General features: G+C 39.5%; 26 protein-coding genes. 14 read left to right on the top strand and 12 right to left on the bottom strand.

Translation table 11 applies throughout. From position 1 onward, the window contains the following. The first annotated feature begins 62 nt into the window (after positions 1-62). From AC979_RS06815 to AC979_RS06800, 4 genes are read left to right on the top strand one after another with little or no spacing between them, the layout of a single operon-like run. Positions 63-479 carry a CidA/LrgA family protein gene (locus AC979_RS06815; protein ID WP_049373477.1) on the top strand — a complete coding sequence of 139 codons (417 nt, stop codon included), beginning with the start codon at positions 63-65 and terminating at the stop codon, positions 477-479. A 6-nt stretch (positions 480-485) separates the two neighbouring features. Further along, positions 486-1,181: a CidB/LrgB family autolysis modulator gene (locus AC979_RS06810; RefSeq protein WP_049373476.1), complete on the top strand. Its 696-nt coding sequence runs from the start codon at positions 486-488 to the stop codon at positions 1,179-1,181. Next, a complete protein-coding gene (locus AC979_RS06805) occupies positions 1,178-2,530 on the top strand; it encodes an anti-phage deoxyguanosine triphosphatase (protein WP_049373475.1) in 1,353 nt (450 codons plus the stop codon). The genes AC979_RS06810 and AC979_RS06805 overlap by 4 nt, the downstream gene beginning before the upstream one ends. 45 nt (positions 2,531-2,575) lie before the next feature. After that, positions 2,576-4,519, top strand: coding sequence for an ABC transporter ATP-binding protein (locus tag AC979_RS06800; protein WP_049373474.1), 1,944 nt, complete (start codon positions 2,576-2,578; stop codon positions 4,517-4,519). Positions 4,520-4,564: 45 nt separating this feature from the next. Here the strand turns inward: AC979_RS06800 and AC979_RS06795 are convergent, their stop codons facing one another. From AC979_RS06795 to AC979_RS06750, 10 genes are all read right to left on the bottom strand, one after another. Further along, on the bottom strand, positions 4,565-5,935 hold the full coding sequence (locus tag AC979_RS06795; RefSeq protein ID WP_049373473.1) for a sodium-dependent transporter: 1,371 nt from the start codon (positions 5,933-5,935) through the stop codon (positions 4,565-4,567). 26 nt (positions 5,936-5,961) lie between these two features. Beyond that, positions 5,962-6,597: an endonuclease III gene (gene nth, locus AC979_RS06790; RefSeq protein ID WP_049373472.1), complete on the bottom strand. Its 636-nt coding sequence runs from the start codon at positions 6,595-6,597 to the stop codon at positions 5,962-5,964. Beyond that, a complete protein-coding gene (locus AC979_RS06785) occupies positions 6,594-7,304 on the bottom strand; it encodes an electron transport complex subunit E (RefSeq protein ID WP_049373471.1) in 711 nt (236 codons plus the stop codon). Before AC979_RS06785 ends, nth begins: the two co-directional genes overlap by 4 nt. A 10-nt stretch (positions 7,305-7,314) precedes the next feature. After that, a complete protein-coding gene (gene rsxG / locus AC979_RS06780; RefSeq protein WP_049373470.1) occupies positions 7,315-7,941 on the bottom strand; it encodes an electron transport complex subunit RsxG in 627 nt (208 codons plus the stop codon). Continuing rightward, positions 7,941-9,023 carry an electron transport complex subunit RsxD gene (gene rsxD, locus AC979_RS06775; RefSeq protein ID WP_049365525.1) on the bottom strand — a complete coding sequence of 361 codons (1,083 nt, stop codon included), beginning with the start codon at positions 9,021-9,023 and terminating at the stop codon, positions 7,941-7,943. Before rsxD ends, rsxG begins: the two co-directional genes overlap by 1 nt. Before the next feature lie 14 nt (positions 9,024-9,037). Then, the gene (gene rsxC, locus AC979_RS06770) at positions 9,038-11,101 is read right to left on the bottom strand and encodes an electron transport complex subunit RsxC (RefSeq protein ID WP_049373469.1); all 2,064 of its coding nucleotides are present in this window, start codon (positions 11,099-11,101) and stop codon (positions 9,038-9,040) included. Then, positions 11,094-11,687: an electron transport complex subunit RsxB gene (rsxB, locus tag AC979_RS06765; RefSeq protein WP_049373468.1), complete on the bottom strand. Its 594-nt coding sequence runs from the start codon at positions 11,685-11,687 to the stop codon at positions 11,094-11,096. The genes rsxC and rsxB overlap by 8 nt, the downstream gene beginning before the upstream one ends. A 70-nt stretch (positions 11,688-11,757) precedes the next feature. Then, on the bottom strand, positions 11,758-12,336 hold the full coding sequence (rsxA, locus tag AC979_RS06760) for an electron transport complex subunit RsxA (protein WP_049373467.1): 579 nt from the start codon (positions 12,334-12,336) through the stop codon (positions 11,758-11,760). Positions 12,337-12,437: 101 nt separating this feature from the next. Beyond that, entirely contained in the window at positions 12,438-14,591 is a 2,154-nt protein-coding gene (yccS, locus tag AC979_RS06755; RefSeq protein ID WP_049373466.1) for a YccS family putative transporter, read from the bottom strand. Between the two features lie 97 nt (positions 14,592-14,688). Beyond that, a complete protein-coding gene (locus AC979_RS06750) occupies positions 14,689-15,345 on the bottom strand; it encodes a curli polymerization inhibitor CsgI-related protein (protein ID WP_049373465.1) in 657 nt (218 codons plus the stop codon). 121 nt (positions 15,346-15,466) lie between these two features. On the opposite strand from AC979_RS06750, the gene AC979_RS06745 reads away from it, so the two are divergent. The 5 genes from AC979_RS06745 to cspD all read left to right on the top strand — a co-directional run bounded on the left by AC979_RS06745 (position 15,467) and on the right by cspD (position 17,378). Then, entirely contained in the window at positions 15,467-15,736 is a 270-nt protein-coding gene (locus AC979_RS06745) for an acylphosphatase (protein WP_080351264.1), read from the top strand. Between the two features lie 70 nt (positions 15,737-15,806). Further along, a complete protein-coding gene (locus AC979_RS10570) occupies positions 15,807-16,127 on the top strand; it encodes a YqcC family protein (protein WP_005696046.1) in 321 nt (106 codons plus the stop codon). Continuing rightward, positions 16,128-16,844, top strand: a complete 717-nt coding sequence (gene truC / locus AC979_RS06735) for a tRNA pseudouridine(65) synthase TruC (protein WP_049373464.1) — start codon at positions 16,128-16,130, stop codon at positions 16,842-16,844. Positions 16,845-16,856: 12 nt separating this feature from the next. Next, a complete protein-coding gene (locus tag AC979_RS10500; protein WP_065243253.1) occupies positions 16,857-17,021 on the top strand; it encodes a YoaH family protein in 165 nt (54 codons plus the stop codon). Between the two features lie 147 nt (positions 17,022-17,168). Beyond that, on the top strand, positions 17,169-17,378 hold the full coding sequence (cspD, locus tag AC979_RS06730) for a cold shock domain-containing protein CspD (RefSeq protein ID WP_005696050.1): 210 nt from the start codon (positions 17,169-17,171) through the stop codon (positions 17,376-17,378). Between the two features lie 79 nt (positions 17,379-17,457). On the opposite strand, the gene matP is transcribed toward cspD, so the two are convergent. Continuing rightward, complete coding sequence (gene matP, locus AC979_RS06725; RefSeq protein WP_005696051.1) at positions 17,458-17,907, bottom strand: macrodomain Ter protein MatP; 450 nt, start codon at positions 17,905-17,907, stop codon at positions 17,458-17,460. A gap of 102 nt (positions 17,908-18,009) precedes the next feature. Between matP and AC979_RS06720 the strand changes: the two genes are divergently transcribed. Continuing rightward, on the top strand, positions 18,010-19,812 hold the full coding sequence (locus AC979_RS06720) for an AAA family ATPase (RefSeq protein WP_049373463.1): 1,803 nt from the start codon (positions 18,010-18,012) through the stop codon (positions 19,810-19,812). A gap of 168 nt (positions 19,813-19,980) precedes the next feature. Beyond that, positions 19,981-20,514 carry a bifunctional 3-hydroxydecanoyl-ACP dehydratase/trans-2-decenoyl-ACP isomerase gene (gene fabA / locus AC979_RS06715; RefSeq protein WP_005698958.1) on the top strand — a complete coding sequence of 178 codons (534 nt, stop codon included), beginning with the start codon at positions 19,981-19,983 and terminating at the stop codon, positions 20,512-20,514. A 60-nt stretch (positions 20,515-20,574) separates the two neighbouring features. Here the strand turns inward: fabA and ybaK are convergent, their stop codons facing one another. After that, positions 20,575-21,054, bottom strand: a complete 480-nt coding sequence (gene ybaK / locus AC979_RS06710) for a Cys-tRNA(Pro) deacylase (protein ID WP_049373462.1) — start codon at positions 21,052-21,054, stop codon at positions 20,575-20,577. A gap of 76 nt (positions 21,055-21,130) precedes the next feature. On the opposite strand from ybaK, the gene AC979_RS06705 reads away from it, so the two are divergent. The 3 genes from AC979_RS06705 to AC979_RS06695 all read left to right on the top strand — a co-directional run bounded on the left by AC979_RS06705 (position 21,131) and on the right by AC979_RS06695 (position 23,825). Beyond that, complete coding sequence (locus AC979_RS06705; RefSeq protein WP_049373461.1) at positions 21,131-22,084, top strand: oxidoreductase; 954 nt, start codon at positions 21,131-21,133, stop codon at positions 22,082-22,084. 15 nt (positions 22,085-22,099) lie between these two features. Next, positions 22,100-23,407 carry an NCS2 family permease gene (locus AC979_RS06700; protein ID WP_049373460.1) on the top strand — a complete coding sequence of 436 codons (1,308 nt, stop codon included), beginning with the start codon at positions 22,100-22,102 and terminating at the stop codon, positions 23,405-23,407. A 61-nt stretch (positions 23,408-23,468) separates the two neighbouring features. Continuing rightward, the gene (locus AC979_RS06695; protein WP_005696059.1) at positions 23,469-23,825 is read left to right on the top strand and encodes a DsrE/DsrF/TusD sulfur relay family protein; all 357 of its coding nucleotides are present in this window, start codon (positions 23,469-23,471) and stop codon (positions 23,823-23,825) included. Positions 23,826-23,895 lie beyond the last annotated feature (70 nt).

The following is a 23,895-nucleotide window of genomic DNA, read 5'->3' as shown; positions in this document are numbered from 1 at the left end:
AATTTTAACAAAAAAGCGTAAAATAAATTTTAATTGTTATTAAAAAAGTTGATAGAGGAAATATGTTACTCCAAAAAGGCGTTCAACTCGCTCGTTCGCTCATCATTTTATACATTATGTTATTACTCGGCAATTTGATTTCTCACTATATCCCCGTGGGGATTCCAGGCAGCATTTGGGGCTTGTTATTACTTTTTTTAGGTTTAACGACTCATGTGATTCACTTAGAGTGGATTTATTTCGGTTCTAGCTTGTTGATTCGTTACATGGCAGTGCTGTTTGTGCCAGTGAGCGTGGGCATTATCAAATATTATGATTTACTCGTGGCCCAGTGGAAAGTTTTACTTATTCCAAACATTCTCAGTACCATGCTGACACTTTTGGTTATTGCATTTATAGGAAACTATTTATTTTATAAACAATCCTTTACCCATAAGCGTAAAAAAGTATTAGAAAGACGCAATCTTCAAGCTGACTAAGGTTTTATTATGCAGTATGCAATTTATCTTTATACCATTTTAACGATTTTCGGATTTTGGCTTGCGTTGCAAATTAGTAAACGCTGGAAATCCATGATTTTCAATACTTTTGTGCTCACAGTATCAATCCTTGTGCTGATTTTAGTGGTGGGCGATATTCCTTATGATGATTATATGGCGGGCAATGCGCCGATTAATAATTTATTAGGGGTGAGTATTGTTGCTCTGGCGTTACCGTTGTATGAACAACTTCGTCAAATTGCGAAACAGTGGAAAATTATTCTTTCTGTGGTGATATTAGCTTCTCTGTTTTCCATGTTTACCGGTGCCATTTTTGCGATTATTTTAGGGGCGAGTCCTGAAATGGTAGCAACCGTATTACCGAAATCCATTACTACGCCAATTGCGATGGAAGTGTCTTCACATTTAGGCGGTATTCCTGCCGTTACAGCTGTAGGGGTGATTGTTGCAGGTTTGCAAGGTTCGGTTTTTGGTTATCTCATCTTGAAAAAACTCGGTATTAAACAACAAGAAGCCGTAGGTTTATCTGTTGGTGCCGTTTCTCACGCATTAGGCACGGTAAGCTGTATGGAAGCCGATCCGAAAGCGGGGAGTTATAGTTCGATTTCTTTGGTACTTTGCGGTATTATGAGCTCAATTTTAGCGCCCTTAGTATTCCATGTTATTCGTCTATTTTTATGAGAACCCAATTAGCTGATTTTTGGACTGAACGTTTCCTCCCTGATCCGCCTCGCGAAAAAGATCACAGACCGCCATTTCGTCGTGATCGCGGGCGGATTTTACATTCTGCAGCTTTCCGTTGTTTACAAGCAAAAACACAAATTCACGCCGTGGGCGAAAATGATTTTTATCGAACTCGTTTAACTCATTCCCTTGAAGTAGCACAAATCGGTAGCAGCCTGGTTTCCCAATTAAAATTTGCGGAAAGTTATGTTGCTATTTCAGACATGCTTCATATCGAAAAAAGTGAATTACAGAAACAGCTCAAACCTTTATTACCAAGCAATGATTTAATTGAAAGTTTGTGCTTTGCGCATGATATTGGTCATCCACCGTTTGGTCATGGTGGGGAAGTGGCACTCAATTATATGATGCGTGACCACGGTGGTTTTGAAGGTAATGCGCAGACATTTCGTATTATTACTAAACTGGAACCTTATACTGAAACAGCAGGGATGAATTTAACGCGTCGTGCTATTTTAGGTGTGGTGAAATATCCGAATATTTTAGACTTATCTTCCCCGCAATATGCCCAGTTGCCGCATGCTGAAAATGCTGATCCGCGTTATGTCAAGATTAGTGATTGGAAACCAGGAAAAGGCTTATTCCGTGATGACGTCACAATGTTTAATTGGCTGTTGCAAAACCTTTCTGAAAATGACCGCACTTTGTTTGGTTCATTTCAAAAAGTGCGGTCAAATCCTGCCGAGTTTTTAAAAACACAATTTAAATCTTTAGATTGCAGTATTATGGAGTTGGCAGATGATATTGCGTATGGCGTGCATGATTTAGAAGATGCGATTGTGACCGGTGTGGTAAATCAACATCAATGGCAAGAAGCATTGGCTGAACTTAAAATGATTCCTTCAGATTGGTTGGCAAAAAATATAGAGCAAGTTAGCCAACGATTGTTCTCCAACCATCATTTCGAGCGTAAAAATGCCATTGGTGCATTAGTGAATTTCTTTATTACCCATGTGCGTTGGAAAGTTACCGGCAATTTTGATGAGCCATTGTTACGTTATAACGCGGAACTACCGCAAGATGTAATTGCGGCATTAAATGTATTTAAAAAGTTTGTGTGGAAATACGTGATTCGTCATGTAGAAACGCAACGTATTGAATATAAAGGCCAACGTATTCTCACGGAAATGTTCCAGATTTTTGAGTCTGACCCAGAACGTTTATTGCCAACGAATACCGCTAATCGTTGGAGAAACGCACCGGAGCAGGGTAAAAAACGTATTATTTGTGACTATATCGCGGGCATGTCAGATGCCTATGCCTTAAAGGTTTATCACCAGCTCTAAAGTGCGATTATTTTTATTGATATTTTGAATTTATAGGACAATTTTGTGGCATTAATTAGTTTAACTAACGCTTATCTTTCTTTTAGTGATCACCCCTTACTTGATCACGCTGAACTGCATATTGAACCGAATGAGCGCGTATGTTTGGTGGGGCGTAACGGGGCAGGTAAATCAACGTTATTAAAAATAATTGCACAGCAAGTCACCATGGATGACGGCAAAGTGCAGTATGAAAAAGATTTAGTAGTTTCTCGTTTAGAACAAGACCCGCCGCGCCATGCTGAAGGGAATGTATTTGATTATGTGGCTGAAGGGATTGAGCATTTAGCGGATTTGTTAAAGGAATATCACCATATTTCACAAGAGTTGACACAAAATTACAGCGAACAAATTCTTAATCAACTGGCACAAGTGCAAGCTAAATTAGAGCATGCCAATGGCTGGCAGTTTGAAAATAAAATCAATGAAGTTCTGCAAAAGCTCGAGTTAAATCCCGATACTAAATTAGCAGATTTATCTGGTGGTTGGCTGCGTAAAGCGGCCCTTGCTCGTGCGCTGGTGTGTAATCCTGATGTCTTGTTATTAGATGAACCGACCAACCACTTGGATGTGGATGCAATAGAATGGTTAGAAAACTTCTTATTAGAATTCACTGGAAGTATTGTGTTTATTTCTCATGACCGTTCTTTTATCCGTAAAATGGCGACTCGTATTGTGGATTTAGATCGCGGTAAATTAGTGTCTTATCCTGGTGATTATGATTTATATCTCACCACGAAAGAAGAAAACTTACGTGTCGAAGCATTACAGAACGAGCTTTTCGATAAGCGATTAGCGCAAGAAGAAGTTTGGATTCGTCAAGGTATTAAAGCGCGTCGTACGCGTAATGAAGGCCGGGTGCGCGCTTTAAAAGCCATGCGTGAAGAACGTCGCCAACGTCGTGAAGTGATGGGGACTGCTAAGTTACAATTAGATAACTCAAGTCGTTCAGGCAAAATCGTATTTGAAATGGAAGATGTAAGCTATGAGATTGAAGGCAAACAGCTGCTCAAAGATTTCAGCACGACCATTTTACGTGGCGATAAAATTGCATTGGTTGGCCCAAATGGCTGCGGAAAAACTACCTTTATTAAACTTTTATTAGGTGAAATCAAGCCGATCAGCGGTCGCATTCATTGCGGTACAAAATTAGAGATTGCTTATTTTGACCAATATCGTGCTGATCTTGATCCGGAAAAAACGGTAATGGATAACGTAGCCGATGGTAAACAGGATATTGAAGTTAACGGCATAAAACGTCATGTATTAGGCTATTTGCAGGATTTCTTATTTCCACCAAAACGCGCCATGACACCTGTCAAAGCCCTTTCTGGTGGTGAACGTAATCGCTTGTTATTGGCTAAATTATTACTGAAACCGAATAATCTACTGATTCTCGATGAACCAACTAATGACTTGGATGTAGAAACCTTAGAATTATTGGAAGAAATCCTCACGGATTATCAAGGCACCTTATTGATTGTCAGCCATGATCGTCAGTTTATTGATAACGTCGCGACTGAGTGTTATTTCTTTGAAGGCGACGGCGTATTAAATAAATACGTGGGCGGTTTCTTTGATGCAAAAGGACAACAAGCCAATTACTTTGCCATGAAAGCAGAGCAAGAAGCTAAAAAAATCAAAAAAGAAGCACCAAAAGCACAGGAAAGTGCGGTTAAAAATGACGTTATTTCTCAAAAGCCAAAATCTGTTAAACTTTCTTACAAAGAACAACGCGAGTTAGAACAGCTACCACAATTATTGGAAGAATTGGAAGAGAAAATCACTGCACTTCAAGCTGAAATTGGTGACCCTCACTTTTTCCAACAAGCTCATGATGTAACGGATGCGAAGCTAAAAGAATTAGCGGATACGGAAGCGGAACTTGAAACAGCATTCCTTCGTTGGGAAGAGCTTGAAGAGAAAAAGACCCAAGCTGAAGCAAAATAGGGCATTGATAAAAAAGAAACCGAGCTAAATAGCTCGGTTTTTTTATTACATATTACTAATAAAAATCACCAAAATAATCACAGGAACCACAAATTTGACATAGTTAAACCAGATTGTGGTGAAAAGTGAATTTGGCGTTGGTGATAGCTCTTTTTTTGCATCGTCTTTTAACACAAAACCAACGAAAATAGCACAACCAAGTGCGGTCAACATAAAGAGAATATTGCCGCTGACGAAATCGAAGGCATCGAAAATGCTTTTACCGAAGATAGTGAAATCTTTCCAAAGGTTGTCACCTAAAATAGAGGGCACATTACCTAATAAGAAAATCCCCATCAAGGTAACAAAAATCGCTTTACCACGGCGCATTCTGAGTTTTTCTTGTAATGCGGTGATGATGACCTCATAAATCGTAATTGATGTGGTTAATGCCGCAATAAGCAATAAGCCGAAGAATACGATAGCAAAGAATTTACCCGCCCATAAATGTGAGAATACAATTGGTAAACTTTGGAAAACCAAGGTTGGGCCTGCGTTAGGTTCAATGCCAAAAGTGAATAATGATGGGAAGATCATAAAACCACATAACACAGCGATAATGGTATTGGTGAAACCCGTAATAACGGCTGTGTGAATAAGGTTTTCTTCCTTGTTTAAATAGCTGGAGAGGGTAATCAATACACCGAAACCAAGGCTTAATGCGAAGAATACTTGGCCTAATACGAAGATAAATAATTTAGGTGTAATTTTGCTGAAATCAGGTTTTAAGTAGAAAGTTACCCCTTCCATTGCACCCGGTAAGGTGAGGTTACGAATTACCATACCAATTAGGAAGATAAAGAGTAATGGCATTAAGTATTTCACGGAACGTTCAATTCCGCCGATGATACCTTTTGCCAAAATAATGTAATTCACCGCCACGAACAGGAAGGTATAGAGCATGATTTCCCATGGGCTGTTGCTGATGTGTAAATCGTAGAAATCTTTGGCGACTTCTTTTGTAATTGGGGCGCTAATATCAAGGGTGTTATTCATCAGACTAATGATATAAGACATCACCCAACCACCTAATACCATGTAATAAGCCATGATACCAAATGCGCCAAGAAGCCCCATGTAACCAAGAATCTTCCAATATTTGGAGATGTTTTTACCTTTATCCTGGATTTTGTCGCCAAAGGCATCAATGGAATTCACACGCAAACGGCGACCAATAACGTTTTCTACTAAAATCATCGGGATACCAATGACAATCATCGCGATACAAAAAAGGAGTACGTAGGCACCACCGCCATTTTCACCCACTAAATAAGGGAAGCGCCACGTTGCCCCAAAGCCAACTGTCGCACCCGCAACGGTGAGCACATAAGTTAGTCGGCTAGACCACGTTTGGCGAGATTGATTGTTTGTTGTCATAATCTATTCCGTTTGATTTTATTCGTTTAATATTCTGTTTTTTCTTTGTATTCGCAGAGATCTTCAATAATGCAAGCACCGCAGCGAGGTTTGCGCGCGGTACAAGTATAGCGCCCGTGCAAAATAAGCCAGTGATGTACATCCACTTTAAATTCTTTTGGCACAACTTTGAGTAGTTTTTCTTCCACTTTTACCACATCTTTGCCGGGGGCAAAATTGGTGCGGTTGCATACGCGAAAAATATGCGTATCTACTGCAATAGTCGGATGACCGAAAGCAGTATTCAACACGACATTCGCTGTTTTTCTACCTACACCTGCAAGAGCTTCTAAGGCTTCTCGATTATCAGGTACTTCACCATTATGTTTTTCAACTAAATCACGGCAGGTTTTAATGATATTTTCTGCTTTGCTGTTATAAAGCCCGATGGTTTTAATGTATTCTTTTAACCCCTCTAAGCCGAGATCTAAAATAGCTTGTGGGGTATTTGCCACAGGGAATAATTTTGCCGTCGCTTTATTCACGCCTTTATCGGTCGCTTGAGCCGATAAGATCACCGCGATGAGTAGTTCGAAAGGCGAATTATACTCTAATTCCGTAGTGGGATGCGGGTTTTGCTCCCGAAGTCGAGTGAGAATTTCAATTCGTTTAGCTTGGTTCATTTTTTCATATCAATTCGGTTTTTAATCGCCAGTAGAATGCCTAATCCAATAAACGCACCTGGCGGAAGAATAAAGAGTAAAAAGCTGCTGTCAGCGTGATAAATATGTAATGTCAGGAATTTGGCGCCTTGACCAAATAGGTTTTCAATGCCTTCAAAAAGGGTACCTTGGCCTAGGATTTCACGTAGCGCACCTAATACGGTGATACTTAATGCCATACCTAATCCCATTGAAAAACCATCCCAGGCAGCATGTGCTACGCTATTTTTAGAGGCAAAGGCTTCGGCTCGACCGATGACGATACAGTTAGTCACGATTAAAGGAATAAAAATCCCAAGTGCTTGATAGAGTATATAGGTATAAGCATTCATCAATAATTGCACCACAGTTACGGTGGTGGCAATAATCATCACATAAATCGGAATGCGGATCTCATGAGGAATTTGCTTACGAAAGAGCGAAACAACGGTGTTTGTACAGGTTAAAACCAACATAGTTGCAAGGCCCAAACCCAATGCATTCGTCGCAGTACTCGATACAGCTAAGAGCGGACAAAGCCCCAATAATTGTACGAGAGTTGAGTTATTTTTCCATACGCCTTGAATAAAGATTTCTTTCCAAACAGAAGGCGTTGGCGTTATTTCTTCTGAATTTTCAACCGCACTTTGCTCATCAAGTGCGGTCGTTTTTTCGGTTAAATCAGTCATAATAAATATCCTATTGCGCGTATTTTTTTGCCATCTCGCTGAGTAATTCCTCATTTTCAAGCATCACGAGAGCAGAGCGTTTTACTTGATTTACAATCGCACGTGGCGTAATCGTTGCGCCAGAAAATTGGTCGAATTTACCGCCATCTTTTTTTACCGCCCAGTCTTTTAGGCTTTCAGGTACGATAACTTGGTTTGTAAAACTTAAAATCCAGTCAGAAATGCGAAGTTCGATTTTATCGCCTAATCCAGGGGTTTCATGATGTTCGATGACACGCACACCTAAAACTTCACCTTTTGGAGTGATACCCACTAATAAACGGATATTCCCTGAATAACCATCTGGTGCTGTCGTTTCATAAGCATAGGCTGTTGGCTCATGATCTTTGATCGCAAAATAGACTTTTTGAATACCTTTGAGTTTATCTTGCTCAGGTGTTTCTACGCTTTCAAGCAAGTTATTATTAAAATAATTTTGTGGGATGACTTGGAGTAATAAAGCTTTTTGTTGTTCAGCCATGGCTTCGTCAATTTTATCTTTTGTCAGCATATAAATGCCTGCAGAAACAGCGGTACATACAAGTGCAATAAAACCTAATAACAAACCAAAACGGGAGGTGACTTTAAAAATACCCATTATTTTCTCCCTTTTGCAAAGTGTCCCGCTACGCGAGGACGGGTGTAGTAGTCGATAAGTGGCACACAAATATTACTTAATAAAATCGCAAATGCCACGCCGTCAGGGTAGTTTCCAAAGTAACGAATGAGGTAAACCAATAATCCGACCAAGGAACCAAATACAAGCTTGCCGCGAGGTGTAATAGACGCTGTGACAGGGTCAGTCGCAATAAAGAACGCGCCAAACATCATCGCGCCGCTAAAGAGTTGGCTAATCATACTTAAATGATGATGGCCTGACATCGCAGTGATTGTTGCTAAGGTCACAAAGGTCACGAGCATTGAAACGGGAATTTGCCAGTGAATTTTTTTCTTTAAGATTAATATAATTCCACCAAGCATGAATGCCAGATTGACTTGCCACCAACCTTCAGCAAAGTCAGTCCCGTTTTGTAATAAAATCGGTAATTTTACAAAATCATGGAATACGCTTTCATCGCCTTGATGCAAGTTATAGAAGATTTTGGCACTGTCTAATGGTGTCGCTTGTGTAATGCCATCAATGGAATGGACAAGTTGACTTAAGCTAAAACCGTCAGTGGTTAAGCCAGTGAAAACTAAAGAAATGGAGTCTGCAAATGTTGGAGGTTCATTCAATAATGAAATAGGCGGCATCCAACTTGTCATTTGTAGTGGGAAAGAAATTAATAGCACCACATAACCCACCATAGCTGGATTAAATGGGTTTTGCCCCAAACCACCATAAACATGTTTACCTAGAATAACAGCGGAAAGCGTACCAATTAAAATCACCCAATAAGGCGCATAAGGCGGAATCGCCATCGCTAAAATTAAGGCAGTAAGCACCACACTAAAATCTGAAATATAGACTAGGTTTGGCTTATTGCGTAATTTGGTCACAATAAACTCAAGCAATAATGCGAAAGAAATAGCCAAAGCAGATTGCACCAAAACACCCATTCCAAAATAATAAATCTGTGTGAGCAGGGCAGGCAGCATGGCTGCTATCACCCACAACATAATGCGGGCGGTTAATTTGCCTGAATGGGTATGAGGCGAACTCACCATTTTCTTAAACATAATCTTTTCCTGCGTTATTCTGTTTCTTTGGCTGCTTCAGCGGCGGCTTTTTTTGCTTTAGCTTTGGCAATTGCAGCTGCAATTGCCGCTTTTTTCGGGTCAAGTACGGTCGGGTTTTCATCCGTTTTTTCGACCGCACTTTCAGTTGCATTTGTGGCAACCGTTTCAGTTTGAGCAGCAGCTTTCTTGGCTTTGGCTCTTGCAATGGCAGCGGCTACAGCCGCTTTTTTCGGATCAAGTGCGGTTGGATTTTCATCTGCTTTTTCGACCGCGCTTTCAGTTGCATTTGTCGCAACTGTTGTTTCACCTTGAGCAGCAGCTTTCTTGGCTTTTGCTCTTGCTAGAGCAGCTGCAACAGCGGCTTTCTTCGTATCTTTTTCATCAGTTTGTGACGGTGTTGCATCCGACGCAGTGCTTGTATCTGCTTGCGCTTGTTGTTTAGCAAGACGGCGAGCTTTACGTTGCTCCATAAGGTCATGGTTATCCGGTAAGATTTCACCTTTCTCAGATACGATAGTTTTCGTTTCTTTATTTGCTGCTGAACCCGCTTGTTTTGCTTTCAAGCGTTCTAACGCTGCTTTAACGGGGTCTTCACCTTTTTGTTTTGCAAGTTCTTCTCGACGAGCTTCTGCCGCACGTTGTGAACGCGCTTTACGTTCTTGCTCTTCACGTTCCATTCGAGCTTGTTTTGCTTCAAAACGGAGTTTGGCTTCTTCGGCTTTTTTCGCTTTTTCTTTAATTTCCCAAATCTTGGCTTTTTCTTGTCGGAAATATTGAATAAGCGGAATATGGCTTGGACAAACATAAGCACACACGCCACATTCAATACAATCTTTTAAGCAATATTCTTCTGATTTTTGGTGATCCTCACTGCGAGCATACCAATAAAGTTGCTGTGGCATTAAATTGACAGGGCAAGCATCAGAGCAAGCAGAGCAGCGGATACAAGATTGCTCTGGTTCCGGCTCACCATATTCAAAATGATCAGGTGCTAATAGACAGTTAATTAATTTCGTGACAGGCGCATTGAGATCGGAAAGTTGCAATCCCATCATCGGTCCGCCTGCGAAAACAGGGAAACGTTCGTCATATTGATAGCCAACTTGTGCCAATAAGTGGTCAACTGGTGTACCTAAGCGAACCCAGTAGTTGCCTTTCTCAGAAATTTTATCACCAGTCAGCGTGACGACACGCTCAATTAACGGTTCGTCATTAATGACCGCTCTTTTTATCGCAAAAGCCGTACCGACATTGTGCATTAATACGCCAATATCGTAAGAACGTCCGCCACTTGGTACTTCCATGCCGGTAAGCAAATAAATCAGCTGTTTGGCTGCACCGGATGGATATTTAGTCGGAATAACGCGCAATTCAATGTCATTTGCACCATGTAGTGATTGTTGAATAGCCTGAATCGCCTCAGGTTTATTGTCTTCAACCGCAATCACCACTTTTTCAGGGCGTAAGATATAACGTAAGATGCGAATCCCTTCGATCATTTCATCGGTGTAATCACGCATTAAGCGGTCATCACAGGTAATATAAGGTTCGCATTCCGCACCGTTAATAATTAAGAGTTTAACTTTCTTTTCAGCCGATTGGATTTTGGCGGCAGTCGGGAATACTGCACCACCTAAGCCAGCAACCCCCGCTTGGTAAATGCGATCAATGAGTTGTTCGACAGGTTGTGTGAAAAATTCTTCAAGTGGAAATTGCTCACGCCATTTATCCAAACCATCCGCTTGAATATGAATCATATCCTCGGTTAAACCAGAAGGATGAGGCGCAACATGTTTTCCGATAAATTTTACCGTACCAGAAGTCGGTGCATGAACAGGCAAGATTCTTAAGCCATCACATTGTGTCAAAGGTTGGCCTTTTAGGACATAATCGCCTTCTTTAACTAATACATTTCCTGCAGTGCCGGCATGTTGTTTAATCGGCACATAAAAATCATGAGCAAGTTCTGATTGCTGAATAGGGGATTGGTTTGATTGAGATTTCATTTCAGGTGGATGAATACCACCTTTAAAATCCCAAATTTTGCCGGAGTTAAATCTTGTTAATACATCAGCCATGTGACTCCGACTCCCCAACCACTAATTTTTTCTCAATTTCTGTGGTATTTACGACTGGAATGACTAATTTAGGATCAAACTTCCAGTCCCAATTATCAATATCTTTTTTCACTTTAATCATGGAAATACAATCTGTCGGACAAGGTGCGACGCAAAGTTCACAGCCAGTACAGAGATCGGGAATAATTGTATGCATGGCTTTGTTTGTACCGATAATGGCATCAACAGGGCAGGCTTGAATACATTTAGTACAGCCAATACACATATTTTCATTAATGAAGGCAACCATTTCTTCTGGTTCCGCCACATCATCCATTGCGGGTACATCAACACCCATGATTTCGGCAATTTTTACCACCGTTGGACGACCACCAGGCACACATTTTGTGATAACGTCACCATTGGCAATTGCTTCGGCATAAGGCTTGCAACCAGGATAGCCGCATTGCCCACATTGGCTTTGCGGTAAGATGGCATCAATTTTTTCGACGATAGGATCGGCTTCAACTTTTAATTTAATCGAAGCAACACCTAAAATCGCACCAAAAATTAAAGCGAGAACGGTTACTGAAATTAAGATAAACATTATTTTTTAGTGTTATTCCAAAATAAGCCGAGAAAAATCACTGTTACAGTAATAAACATCAAGAGATAAATCATTTTACTAACCCGGCGAAGCCCATAAAGGCAAGAGACATTAAACCGGCCGTAATTAACGCAATAGACGAGCCACGAAACGTAATGGGTACATCTGCAGCAACAAGACGTTCACGTAAGGCTGCAAATAAAACTAAAACTAGTGCAAAACCTAAAGAGGCGCCAAAACCATAAATGACGGATTCAGTTAAATTGTGTGCCAAATTGACGTTTAATAATGCCACACCGAGTACCGCGCAGTTTGTGGTAATCAGTGGTAAGAAAATCCCTAATAATCGATAAAGTGATGGGCTTGTTTTATTGATTACCATTTCAGTAAATTGAACTACGAAGGCAATCACTAAAATAAAAACTAAAGTGCGCAAGAATGTGGCGTTTAGCGGCATTAAAATATAATTATCGACTAAATAAGAACACAGTGACGCTACGGTTAATACGAACGTCGTAGCAAGCCCCATACCAATTGCCGTTTCAATCTTTTTGGATACGCCCATAAATGGACAAAGCCCTAAGAATTTGACCAAAACGAAGTTATTGATTAATGCGGTACTGATAATGAGTAGAATGTAATGTGTCATTGCGTCTAAATTTATTTTATATAAGTGGCGTATTATCCCTGTTTATCGCCTTGAGAACAATAAAAAATTCGGGGTAGTGCGGTCAGTTTTTCCTTTGTTTTTTATTTTGCAATCAGTTCTTTCTGACTATGTTGGAAATAGCGATATAACTGAGGTAGCAATTGAGAAATCAAGTTAAGTTGCTGGTATGGCAACGCAAAGACTGCATTGTTTTTGGTTTGTGTTTCATCCCATTGAATTTTTTTTAGGCTCTGTTCAATACTATTTTGGAGCTTTTCAAAGATTTCTGGACGAAGTTTTTCGATATTTTCCAGTGTATATAAAACCTTTTTTGCAATAGGATAAAAATCTGACAAAAACTCGGTAGTTTGTTGTAATTGCGCCATTTTATTGCGATAGGCCCCTAAAGCAGAAATATAGCTCAATAGGGAATAATTCATTTTTAATAAATCAAAGCCCTCTTGCAAATAAGCTTGATATTTCTTCGGTTCGTTGTTCATATTGGACAGTGTTGTGCTTAATGCTGCCGCATATTGATGGGCATTACGGCGTGCAATCCGGTATTTTAAATTATCGCTTTTACCAAATTGCAGTTGGCTAATAATATGCAAGAAATATTGTGCATCACTTTGAATCGCTTGACGGCTCACTTTATCGAGTTGCAGATATTTCCAATCCGGCCATAAATAAGAAACGGCAAACCATGCAATGGCTGAACCTAATACGGTATCAATCAGGCGAGGGAAGAGCGCTGATTGTGTGTCAAATCCCATCACATCAAAACTGATCAATACTTGCAAGGTAATAAAGAACGTGGAGAAACTGTAATTATTACTACGGAAAAAGAAAAAGAGCGTACTGGTCACCACCATTAAGCCAAGTTTCATCTCTAATGTTGGGTTGAGATATGGCAATAAGGAACCAATAATTACCCCTAAAATCGTACCAATAATACGCTGGCGTAACCGCACTTTTGTCGCTGAATAGTTCGGCTGACATACAAAGACCGCAGTAAGCAAAATCCAGTAACCCAAATTAAATTGGAAAAATTCAACAATAGCGCAACACAAAAACACCACGATAGACAAACGCACGGCATGACGGAAAAGTGGTGACTCAAAAGTGAAATTACTTCCAATAACAGAAAGAATATTTTTTAATCCTGTAATTTGTTCGGTATGAATTTGTGCCGTTTGCTCATTTTCACTGGTTTCTTGCTCAAGCTGACGTAACTGCCAGTTAATACTTTTCAGGTTATCAATAAGCGTTTGAAGAGCGAGTAACACATTGTTTTGTTCAGCGTGTTCTTTGCTATAAAGCTCAAGAGATTGAATTGTGCCCATTAATGCTTTTTCTACGCGAATATTATAGTGATAAGGCGTATTTTGACGCAGGCAAGCCGTAATATCGTGACAGGCTTGCGCTTGTAATTCGAGCAAGCGCTGAATACGGAAAATTAAATCTGTATTTTTGAGTTGTTCCGCAATTTGTCGATAATCAAAATGTGTCGAATTTGCACGCTCATGAATGTCTTGCGCAGCAAAATAATAGCGGATCATGCGTTGTGTACGAGCATGGCGATGTTGCCCACGAATACGATAGAAAAGCGCTGTTCTTGCTTGGTTAAATGCCTCCACCACATTGGTATTTTTCATCGCAAAATTAAGGTGTTTTTTCTCGATTTCATCAATTTCATCAGGATCAAAAAACTCTGATTTCGCATCCAGATAATTACCTAAAGCACAAAACGCTTTTGCCACACTTTCTTGTACAGGACGATTTGGGAAAAAGAGATAGACGATGATAGTCACAATACTGTAAAGCAAAGTGCCTAATAAAATCATCACCGGATTGATAAACCAACTCGCAGAATTATCCGGTGTATAAGTGAGGGTGGTATAAATGGCTACCACCAGCGTACCAAATGCAATGGTGCGATAACGTTCACCCACGGCACCAACCATCGTAAATAAAAAGGTGATGATGGTCATCAGCAATACGTACTGAATGGGTTTACCAATATTGAGTTGGACGATAAAGGTTGAAATGGAAAAGGCAATTAATGTGTAAAAAATATTTTTTAATCGTCCGGTAAGACGATTATCTAAATCCACTAAACCGCCTGCAATAATCCCTAAAATTAAGGGCATAGATTGCGTAGAAATATCAAAAAACCAGACGCCAAACGCTGCGATATTCACTGCAATAAAAATAGGTATTGAAGCGATTACTTTTGCATTAAGCCATTGATTCATGTTGATATCCTTGCTTATTATTTTATGACTAAAAAATGGATGATAAAAAAGTGAGCGGGAAGGCTCACTTCTTTATCAAAGTGCGGTTAAAAAACGATTATTTTTGTTTTTTTGCCCAGTTTAAGAAACGAGTTTGGGTTTCTTTATCTGCTTGTTGGAACCAGTATTGTAATTGTTGTTCAGCAACGTTTTCACCTTGTACAACGACTTTACCTTTCGCTGCTTTTCCTGATGCTGCAGGCATCATACCTACTGCAGGTGCCGCTAAAGCTGAAACCGCTGCTGGTGCATTAGATGCATTATACTCAGCAAGGTCGTTAACAATATTCGCTGATGGGAATAAACCTTCTTGTTTTAAGGTATCCACTTTAGCATCAATCACATTACCTGATTTAGTTTTAACGGTAATTTGTGGTTGTGCATTAAATTTTTCGCCATCTTCTTGAGAACGAATTTTTTCTGCAGATACCACAACATCATCAGCCGTACCTTTGAAAGTCACAATAACAGGGTTAGACTCAAAAAGTCCTTGGCTAGAACCGGTACCGACGATCTCACCTAAACGTACCACAACCTGTTGTGTTTGGTCAGCTTCAGCATTGAATGATTTTTTTTCTTTTAGAAGGGATTTGCTGGCTTTTTGGCCATTGATAGCAAGAAACTCAAGGTTCGATGAGGTGGTGACCATGCCGGCTAAGCTGCTCGCACTGACTGCAAGGGCAACAACACCTAAAGCAAACTTACATAATTTCATAATTACTCCTTTTATTTTTTGAATGAAATTAGATGGTTGTAATGCTATGCTAAATTTTAAAAAATGGGAATAGGAAAGTGCGGTTAATTTTTAAAAAGTTTTTGTAACAAAGGAGCAAATTATGGCAAAACGATTTGTCGTATATGGGCGAGTACAAGGTGTCGGGTTTCGTTATTTTACGTGGAAAGAAGCAGAGAAAATTGGTATTAAAGGCACGGTAAGAAATTGTACAGACGGAAGTGTCGAAATCATTGCGGAAGGCAATGATGACCAACTGCAATACTTTTATGATTGGTTAAAAGTCGGGCCAAGAACTGCAACTGTTGAACGGGTCTTAGTCGATTATATTGAAGATAAACGGTATTCTGACTTTTCGATTATTCATCGCTAAAACTGACCGCACTTTACAGTGTGAATTGATGCTCGTAGAATACGCCGCTTGTTTATAAATAGGGGAAATCATGCGTAATCAAACAAAACTTCATCTTCAACAATTACAACTTGCTATGCAAAAACTTGATTTATGGCAAGCGGTTCCACCTTCACAAGATGCTTTTTTAAGTGAAGAGCCTTTTGCTATTGATACCATGTCACCAGAAGAATGGTTGCAATGGATTTTTATTCCAAGAATGTTTGCCTTACTTGAAAGTGGCGCTGAGTTACCCTCAAAAATTGCGGTGTCGCCTTATTTAGAGGAAGCGTTTAAAGAAGCAGAAGAAGATTTTTTAGTTGAATTATTAACGCCGTTACGTGAATTAGAAGCCTTATTACAAAATCAATAAATGTTAGAGATCTTATATCAAGACGAATATCTTGTCGCCGTTAATAAGCCTGCAGGTATGTTGGTACATCGCAGCTGGCTTGATACTCATGAAACGCAATTTGTGATGCAAACCTTGCGCGATCAAATCGGGCAACATGTTTTTCCTATTCATCGATTAGATCGCCCCACCTCAGGTGTTTTGCTGTTTGCTTTAAATAGTGAAATCGCAAATTTAATGTGTCAGCAATTTGAACAGAAAACGGTGCAAAAATCTTATTTGGCGATTGTACGAGGGTATTTGCAAGGCAAAGGACAGATTGATTATCCCCTTAAAATCCAATTAGATAAGATTGCAGATAAGTTTGCACAAGAAGATAAAGCCCCTCAAGAGGCGGTAACAGATTATGAGGGCTTAAACATTGTGGAAATGCCTTATGCGGTAGGGCGTTATCAAACCACTAGATATTCCTTGGTGAAGCTCATTCCTCAAACAGGCAGAAAACATCAGTTACGACGTCACATGAAACATATCTTTCATCCTATTTTAGGGGATACACAATATGGTGATTTACATCAAAATCGTGCATTGACGGAACATTCAGGCTGTCAGCGTTTATTTTTACACGCAGATTCACTTATTTTTGAGCATCCTATTGATTCAAAAAAGATAGAAATTAAAGCTAATTTAGATGAGCAATGGATGAAAGTGATGGAATTATTTAATTGGTCTATTTAACGAGAAGAAATCATGTTAGATATTAATTTAACCCACGAACAGCAACAAAAAGCAGTAGAACAAATTCAGGAATTAATGGCACAAGGAATTAGCAGCGGTGAAGCCATTCAAATTGTGGCAAAAGCATTGCGTGAAATTCATCAAAAAGGTGAGAAAGAAGCTTCTGACAGTAAATAAATAAAAATTTTTGTGATCAATGTATCATTTTTAAAGTTTCCTTGTTGCATAAAAAAATAAAATGTTTGAATATATTTCCAATTGAGGTGATAAGGCATGAGTCTTATTGTTTTTAAGTATTAAGGGCGAAGCCTATAGAGGTCTACTATGGAAATTGGTGTAGTAAAATGGTTTAATAACGCAAAAGGATTTGGATTTATTTCTGCAGAAGGCGTGGATACAGACATCTTTGCACATTATTCAGCAATTGAAATGGATGGTTACCGTTCATTGAAAGCGGGACAACGCGTGCAATTTGAAGTGATTCACGGCGACAAAGGATCTCACGCCACAAAAATAATTCCGATTGCGGAATAAGCGAAACGCTAAAACGTTTCAAAATTTTCTCTATTTAGCATAATCAAAAGCCAAGGTTTAGGCCTTGGCTTTTTTCATCTTATTTATTGAGCAAGTTTTTCAAACCGGCTTTCATTGCCGTCATTTGGCTTTCATATAATGCTTTGCTTTCACGTTCATCAATCATATAAGTGATGGTTTCAGAAAGTGTCATTTTCATTTTTCTTGAATATTTAGACAAACGAAGCCAAACACCATATTCTAAATCAATAGACTTCTTCTTCGTTGATTGTTTTTCTGCATTAAAAAAGCGTTTACGTCTTGCACGAATAGCCTGATCAAGCTTAATAGGTAAATCAAGAGAAAGGTGATTTTTAATCCATTCCTCGATTTTTTCAGGATAATTCTGACATTCTATTAATTCTTGAACTTTGCTTTCTTCTAAGCTTTTTTCTTCATAACGGGTAATTTTTTCCCCTTCGCGATGTTTGCGAATGAGATAAATCCATTTCCAGTTTGCTTCTTGGTTTTCTAATTTTTGGTATTTCATCGTTTTATTATACTTTTTAGTGACGTGGTAACCTCATAAATATACGCTGTTTAAATAAATTTTTCCAGTAGATTTTTATAACGGATTTTCACTCAGGGTGAAGTGTGCGATAATACCGCTAATTTAATTAAAGCGAGATATGTCGTGACTTCAACATCTTCGGAACAAGCCTTAAATTGGCAAGCCTTACAACCAGAATTATCGATTACTGAACTTTCAGCTGAAAAGGCTGATTTTTGGTCATTACAAAAACACGCCACAAAAGCGATTTCGTTATTCTTAAAACAACCTCGTCGTTCTTTGTTGGTTTTAAAAGCCGATGACCAAGCAGAATATGCCGATTTATTAACTGAACTTATTCGTCAAGAACAACCAAAAGAGCGGTCTGTTTTTGGGGTGAATTATGTAGTTGAGCAGGGGGATTCTTTTTCTTTTCCTCGTATTTATACTGAGCCAGCTCAATCTCTCACAGATAATTTTGCCGCACAAGGTGATGTGCTGAAGGCATTGCATGCTGATCAATTTACCCTTTTTGGTAGTGTGCGTGTTCATCCTAGTTCGCAAGATATTTTGCTTACACCAGGTTTAGTGCATCAAGCCAATGGTGGTGTGTTGATTTTAAGCGCAGCAACAATGCTGAGCCAATTTGATTTATGGCAACGCTTAAAGCATATTTTACAAACGCAAACTTTTGATTGGTATTCAGCTCATCCATTTAAAACCTTGCCTTGCGATATTCCAAGTTATCCACTTAATTTAAAAGTAGTGATTTTAGGCAACCGCACTGAAATTGCGACCTTAGGTGAGTTAGAAGAAGATCTTTACAGCTTGGCTGATTATGCTGAAATTGAAAGCTATTATTCTGTTGCACAACCAAAAGCACAAGAAAATTGGGCTAATTATGTGTTGGCATTAGCCTCAAAATATGAGCTCGATTTAGACTTAACTGCATTAAATAAACTCTATCAGTTACTGGTGCGTGAGAGTGAAGAGCGCTTTTTAATTAACATTTCACCGTTAAAAACAACAGAAATGCTACTCAATGCTGCGACGTTGTCACAAAAACAAACCTTAAGTGCGGTTGATTTTGAGCAAGCTTTTAAACAAAAGAACGAACAGCACGGTTTTTTACGTGAACGTACTTATGCGGATATCCTGAACGAACAAATTTATGTAGAAACCAACGGTGAAATTGTTGGGCAAATTAATGGCTTGTCTGTGATTGAATATCCGGGCACTCCCGTTTGTTTCGGTGAACCTTCTCGTATCAGCTGTTTAGTGCAGTTTGGTGATGGTGAAGTTGTGGATGTGGAACGTAAAAACGAATTAGCGGGTAACCTTCACGGAAAAGGTATGATGATTTCTGAAGCTTGCTTGGCAAGTATCTTAGAGTTGCCATCACAGTTACCATTTTCTGCGTCTTTAGTGTTTGAGCAATCTTATGGTGAAATTGATGGTGACAGTGCGTCTTTAGCTATTTTCTCCGTATTAGTCAGCGCGTTATCCGATTTGCCATTGCCACAAAATATTGCCATTACCGGTACCATTGACCAATTTGGTTTGGTGCATGCGGTAGGTGGAGTGAATGATAAAATTGAAGGCTTTTTCACCATTTGCCAACGTCGCGGTTTGACGGGTAAACAAGGAGTGATTATTCCTGCGACGACGATTCAACAACTAAGCTTATCTGATGAAGTGATTGAAGCGGTGAAAAATGAGCAGTTCTTTATCTATCAAGTCGAGGATATTTATCAAACAGCCAAAATTCTATTTGACCGCGATTTATTGGAAGAGAAAGAAGAATATGCGAAGGGCAAAGAGCCTATTGCACGTTTAATTCAAAATCGAATTGCTTTCCGTTCGGAAACGCCGAAAAAAAACTGGTTAGATTTCTTTAAATCTTAATTTCTTTAAAGCGAACCTTGAGTTCGCTTTTCTTTTATATGAATTTTACTGACTGATCCGACAAGTTTAGCTAACAAGTGTTCGCTGTTTACATTTCTTATAAATCCCCATAGAATCTGCACTTATTGTTTGTAACCAAGCAAAACTACATATACAAGGAAATAAAAAATGGAAAACACCTGTACACCCAACATCAAAAGCAGCTACACTTATGAAGATTTATTAGCTTCTGGTCGTGGTGAATTATTTGGTAAAGAAGGCCCGCAACTTCCAGCACCAACCATGTTGATGATGGATCGCATTGTAAAAATGACCGAAGATGGCGGTGCGTTTGGTAAAGGGTATATTGAAGCGGAATTAGATATTCATCCAGATTTACCGTTTTTTGGTTGTCACTTTATTGGTGACCCAGTTATGCCAGGCTGCTTAGGTTTAGATGCGATGTGGCAATTAGTGGGTTTCTTCCTTGGCTGGGTAGGCGGTAAAGGTAAAGGCCGTGCATTAGGCGTAGGTGAAGTGAAATTTACTGGACAAATCTTACCAACTGCGAAAAAAGTGGTTTACCGTATCAATATGAAACGCGTAATTAATCGCAAATTAGTAATGGGAATGGCTGATGGTGAAGTGGAAGTAGATGGTCGAGTTATCTATACTGCAACCGATTTAAAAGTTGGCTTATTCCAAGATACATCAAGTTTCTAATTCAAATAAACACAACATCATATAAAAATAATAGCCCGATTCATTCGGGCTTTTCTTTTTCTATTCTTCGTCAATAATATCGACAAATTCGGCGTTCAGTAATTTAGCTAAATCTTGAGGCGCTAATTCGACGCTTAATCCACGTTTCCCGCCTGAAACAAAAATTGTATCAAACTCAAGTGCGGTCGAATTTATCACTGTTTTTACCCGTTTCTTTTGACCTAATGGACTAATGCCACCGACTAAATATCCTGTGCTTTTTTGTGCCGCATCTTTATCGGCCATTTCAACCTTTTTCACACCAATTGATTTTGCCGCCTTCTTCAAACTCAACATATTTGCCGTGGAAAGCACAAAACAAGCCAATTTTTTCTGATCACCATTTTCAGCGACTAAAAGTGTTTTAAAGGATTGGTGTGGATCAAGCCCAAGTTTTTCAGCTGCTTCATCGCCAAAATGCGTATAGTTTGGGTCATGATCATAAGTATGGAGAGTAAAAGGAATTTTATTTTTCTTCAATAAATCAATTGCCGGTGTCATCTGATTTCCTTATGTATTTATGCATCTTTTTTCTGTAGAATGAATCGGTTCAGAACATTTTACAGCGGAGAGAAAAATGGACGCAAGCCTAAATATTGCTATTGCAGCAGAATTTGATCTATGTGAAAAAATTGCCGAAGCCCTTGAACAAAGTGAGCTAGATGTAGGCAAGGTTTCTATCATAGAAATTTATCCTTTTGAAGAAGAGCAAGCGGTGCGTTTTCGCAATAAAGCCGTTGCTCAATTAGCCACTGATGAGATTGAGTGGGATAGCGTTAATTATCTTTTCTTCGCAGGCCAAATTGACCAAGCTCCTTTATTAGCACAAGCCGCAGAAAGTGGCTGTGTCGTGATTGATTTAAAAGGAATTTGCTCAGCATTGTCTGATGTTCCTGTTGTGGTCCCTACAATTAATGAAGAAAATCTGACTGAATTAAGACAACGTAACATTGTGAGTTTACCCGATCCGCAAGTGAGTCAATTAGCCTTATCTCTACTACCAATCATTCAACAAACGAATTTAACTCAAGTCTTTGCAACGTCACTTTTACCCGCTTCTTATACAGATGGTGAAACCGTAAATAAACTTGCGGGTCAAACTGCTCGTTTACTGAATGGTATGCCATTGGAAGAAGGTGAAACCCGTTTTGCTTTTGATGTATTTCCACAACAAGCCGCTAATTTAAATCTGCAATTGCAAAAAATCTTCCCACAGTTAGACTGTGTCATTTTCCATCAAATTCAAGTGCCTGTATTCTACGGCATGGCACAAAAAGTGACTGCACTTTCAGATTATGAATTTGATTTCCAACCACAACAAAGTGAGTTGATTGAATTACACGATAGCCTTATTACGCCTGTGATTAATGGCGAAAACGAAAACGGTGAAGAAAGCGTAAAATTGCATATTAGCCAACAAAGTGCGGTTGAAAACGGTATCGAATTTTGGACGGTTGCTGACGAGCAACGTTTCAATATCGCCTTATTAGGCGTGAAATTACTTGAGTCGATTTATCACCAAGGTTATTAATTTAAGGGAAAGACAATGCAACAATCTTTACTTGAACGCCTTTTTTCGATTAAAGAAAAGGGCAGCACCACCAAAACCGAAATTATCGCGGGTATCACCACCTTCTTTACTATGGTGTACATTGTGTTTGTGAACCCATCCGTATTGGGTGATGCGGGAATGGATAAACAAGTTGTTTTCGTGACCACTTGTTTAATCGCCGCTCTCGGTACCATTGCGATGGGGTTATTCAGTAATTTACCTATCGCCCTTGCGCCTGCTATGGGACTCAATGCGTTCTTTGCTTATGTAGTCGTTGGCAAGCTCGGTTATTCTTGGGAAGTGGGCATGGGCACCATTTTCTGGGGCTCGATTGGTTTATTTGTTCTCACCTTATTCCAAATCCGTTATTGGTTAATGGCTTCGATTCCGCTTTCGCTGCGCGTGGGAATCGGTGCGGGTATCGGTTTCTTTATTGCCTTAATTGGCTTTAAAAATATGGGGTTGGTTGTAGCGAATCCCGCGACTTTAGTGGCATTAGGCAATTTACATGACCCGAAAATTCTGCTAGGTGTATTAGGTTTCTTTATTATCGTAGTTTTAGCTGCACGTAATATTTTCTCTGGCGTCTTAATTTCTATCGCGGTAGTGACTGGATTAGCGCTTTTAATTGATGACCAAGTTACCTTCCATGACATTGTTTCTATGCCACCAAGTTTAGGTGCAGTTGTGGGTAAAGTAGATATTGCGGGTGCTTTAGACACGGCTTTGCTCGGCATCATTTTCTCTTTCCTTTTAGTGAATCTATTTGACTCATCAGGCACGTTATTAGGTGTGACTGATAAAGCAGGTTTCAGCGATGAAAAAGGTCGTTTTCCAAAAATGAAACAAGCTCTTTATGTGGATAGCGTGAGTGCCGTTGTTGGTTCTTATATTGGAACATCCGCAATCAGTACCTATATTGAAAGTGGCGCAGGGGTTTCAGTCGGTGGTAGAACAGGTTTAACAGCAGTAACAGTCGGTGTTTTATTCTTACTTACCATTTTCTTTTCACCGTTAGCGAGTGTGGTGCCTGCTTATGCAACGGCGGGAGCATTAGTCTATGTAGGGATTTTAATGGCATCCAGTCTTATCCGTGTGCACTGGGATGATTTAACCGAGGCTACGCCTGCTTTTATCACCGCCGCCATGATGCCATTTACCTATTCAATAACTGAAGGTATTGCATTTGGTTTTATTAGCTATTGCGTCATGAAGGCCTGTACAGGTAGAATACGCGAGGTCAATGCCCCTGTGTGGGTGGTGTCTTTATTATTTGTGGCCAAGTTCGTTTGGGTTGGCTGATTTCATAAAGGCGTAATTTATTACGCCTTCGTTTTTATAGCATTACAACAAGGAGTGAGTTATGCAAAATATTCTTTTTATCGTCAATGATTCCACATATAGCGGAGAAAAAACGTTCAACGCCGTTCGTTTCGCCATCAATATGAAGGAAGAACACAGCAAGGATGTGAATATTAAATTATTCTGCTTTTCTGATGCGATTTTATGCGGTATTGCTGGGCAAAATCCAAATGAAGGTTTCAATATACAACAACTTATCGATATTTTAGCGGCACAAGGTGCTGAAATTAAATTATGCACCAGCTGCGTAAAAGCACGTGGTTTATTAGATGCTAAATTAATTGACGGCGTGACCCTTGGTACTTTAGATGATGTATCCGAGTGGACATTATGGGCGGATAAAGTTTTAACGTTCTAAAATAATAAGATAAAGAATAAAGTGCGGTGAAATTTCACCGCATTTTTTATGGAAATCCCCCCACTAAATC

The organism is Parahaemophilus parainfluenzae, assembly GCF_001053575.1.
In the GTDB taxonomy this organism is placed as follows: domain Bacteria; phylum Pseudomonadota; class Gammaproteobacteria; order Enterobacterales; family Pasteurellaceae; genus Haemophilus_D; species Haemophilus_D parainfluenzae_S.
This window is presented reverse-complemented; position numbering and strand designations above follow the sequence as displayed.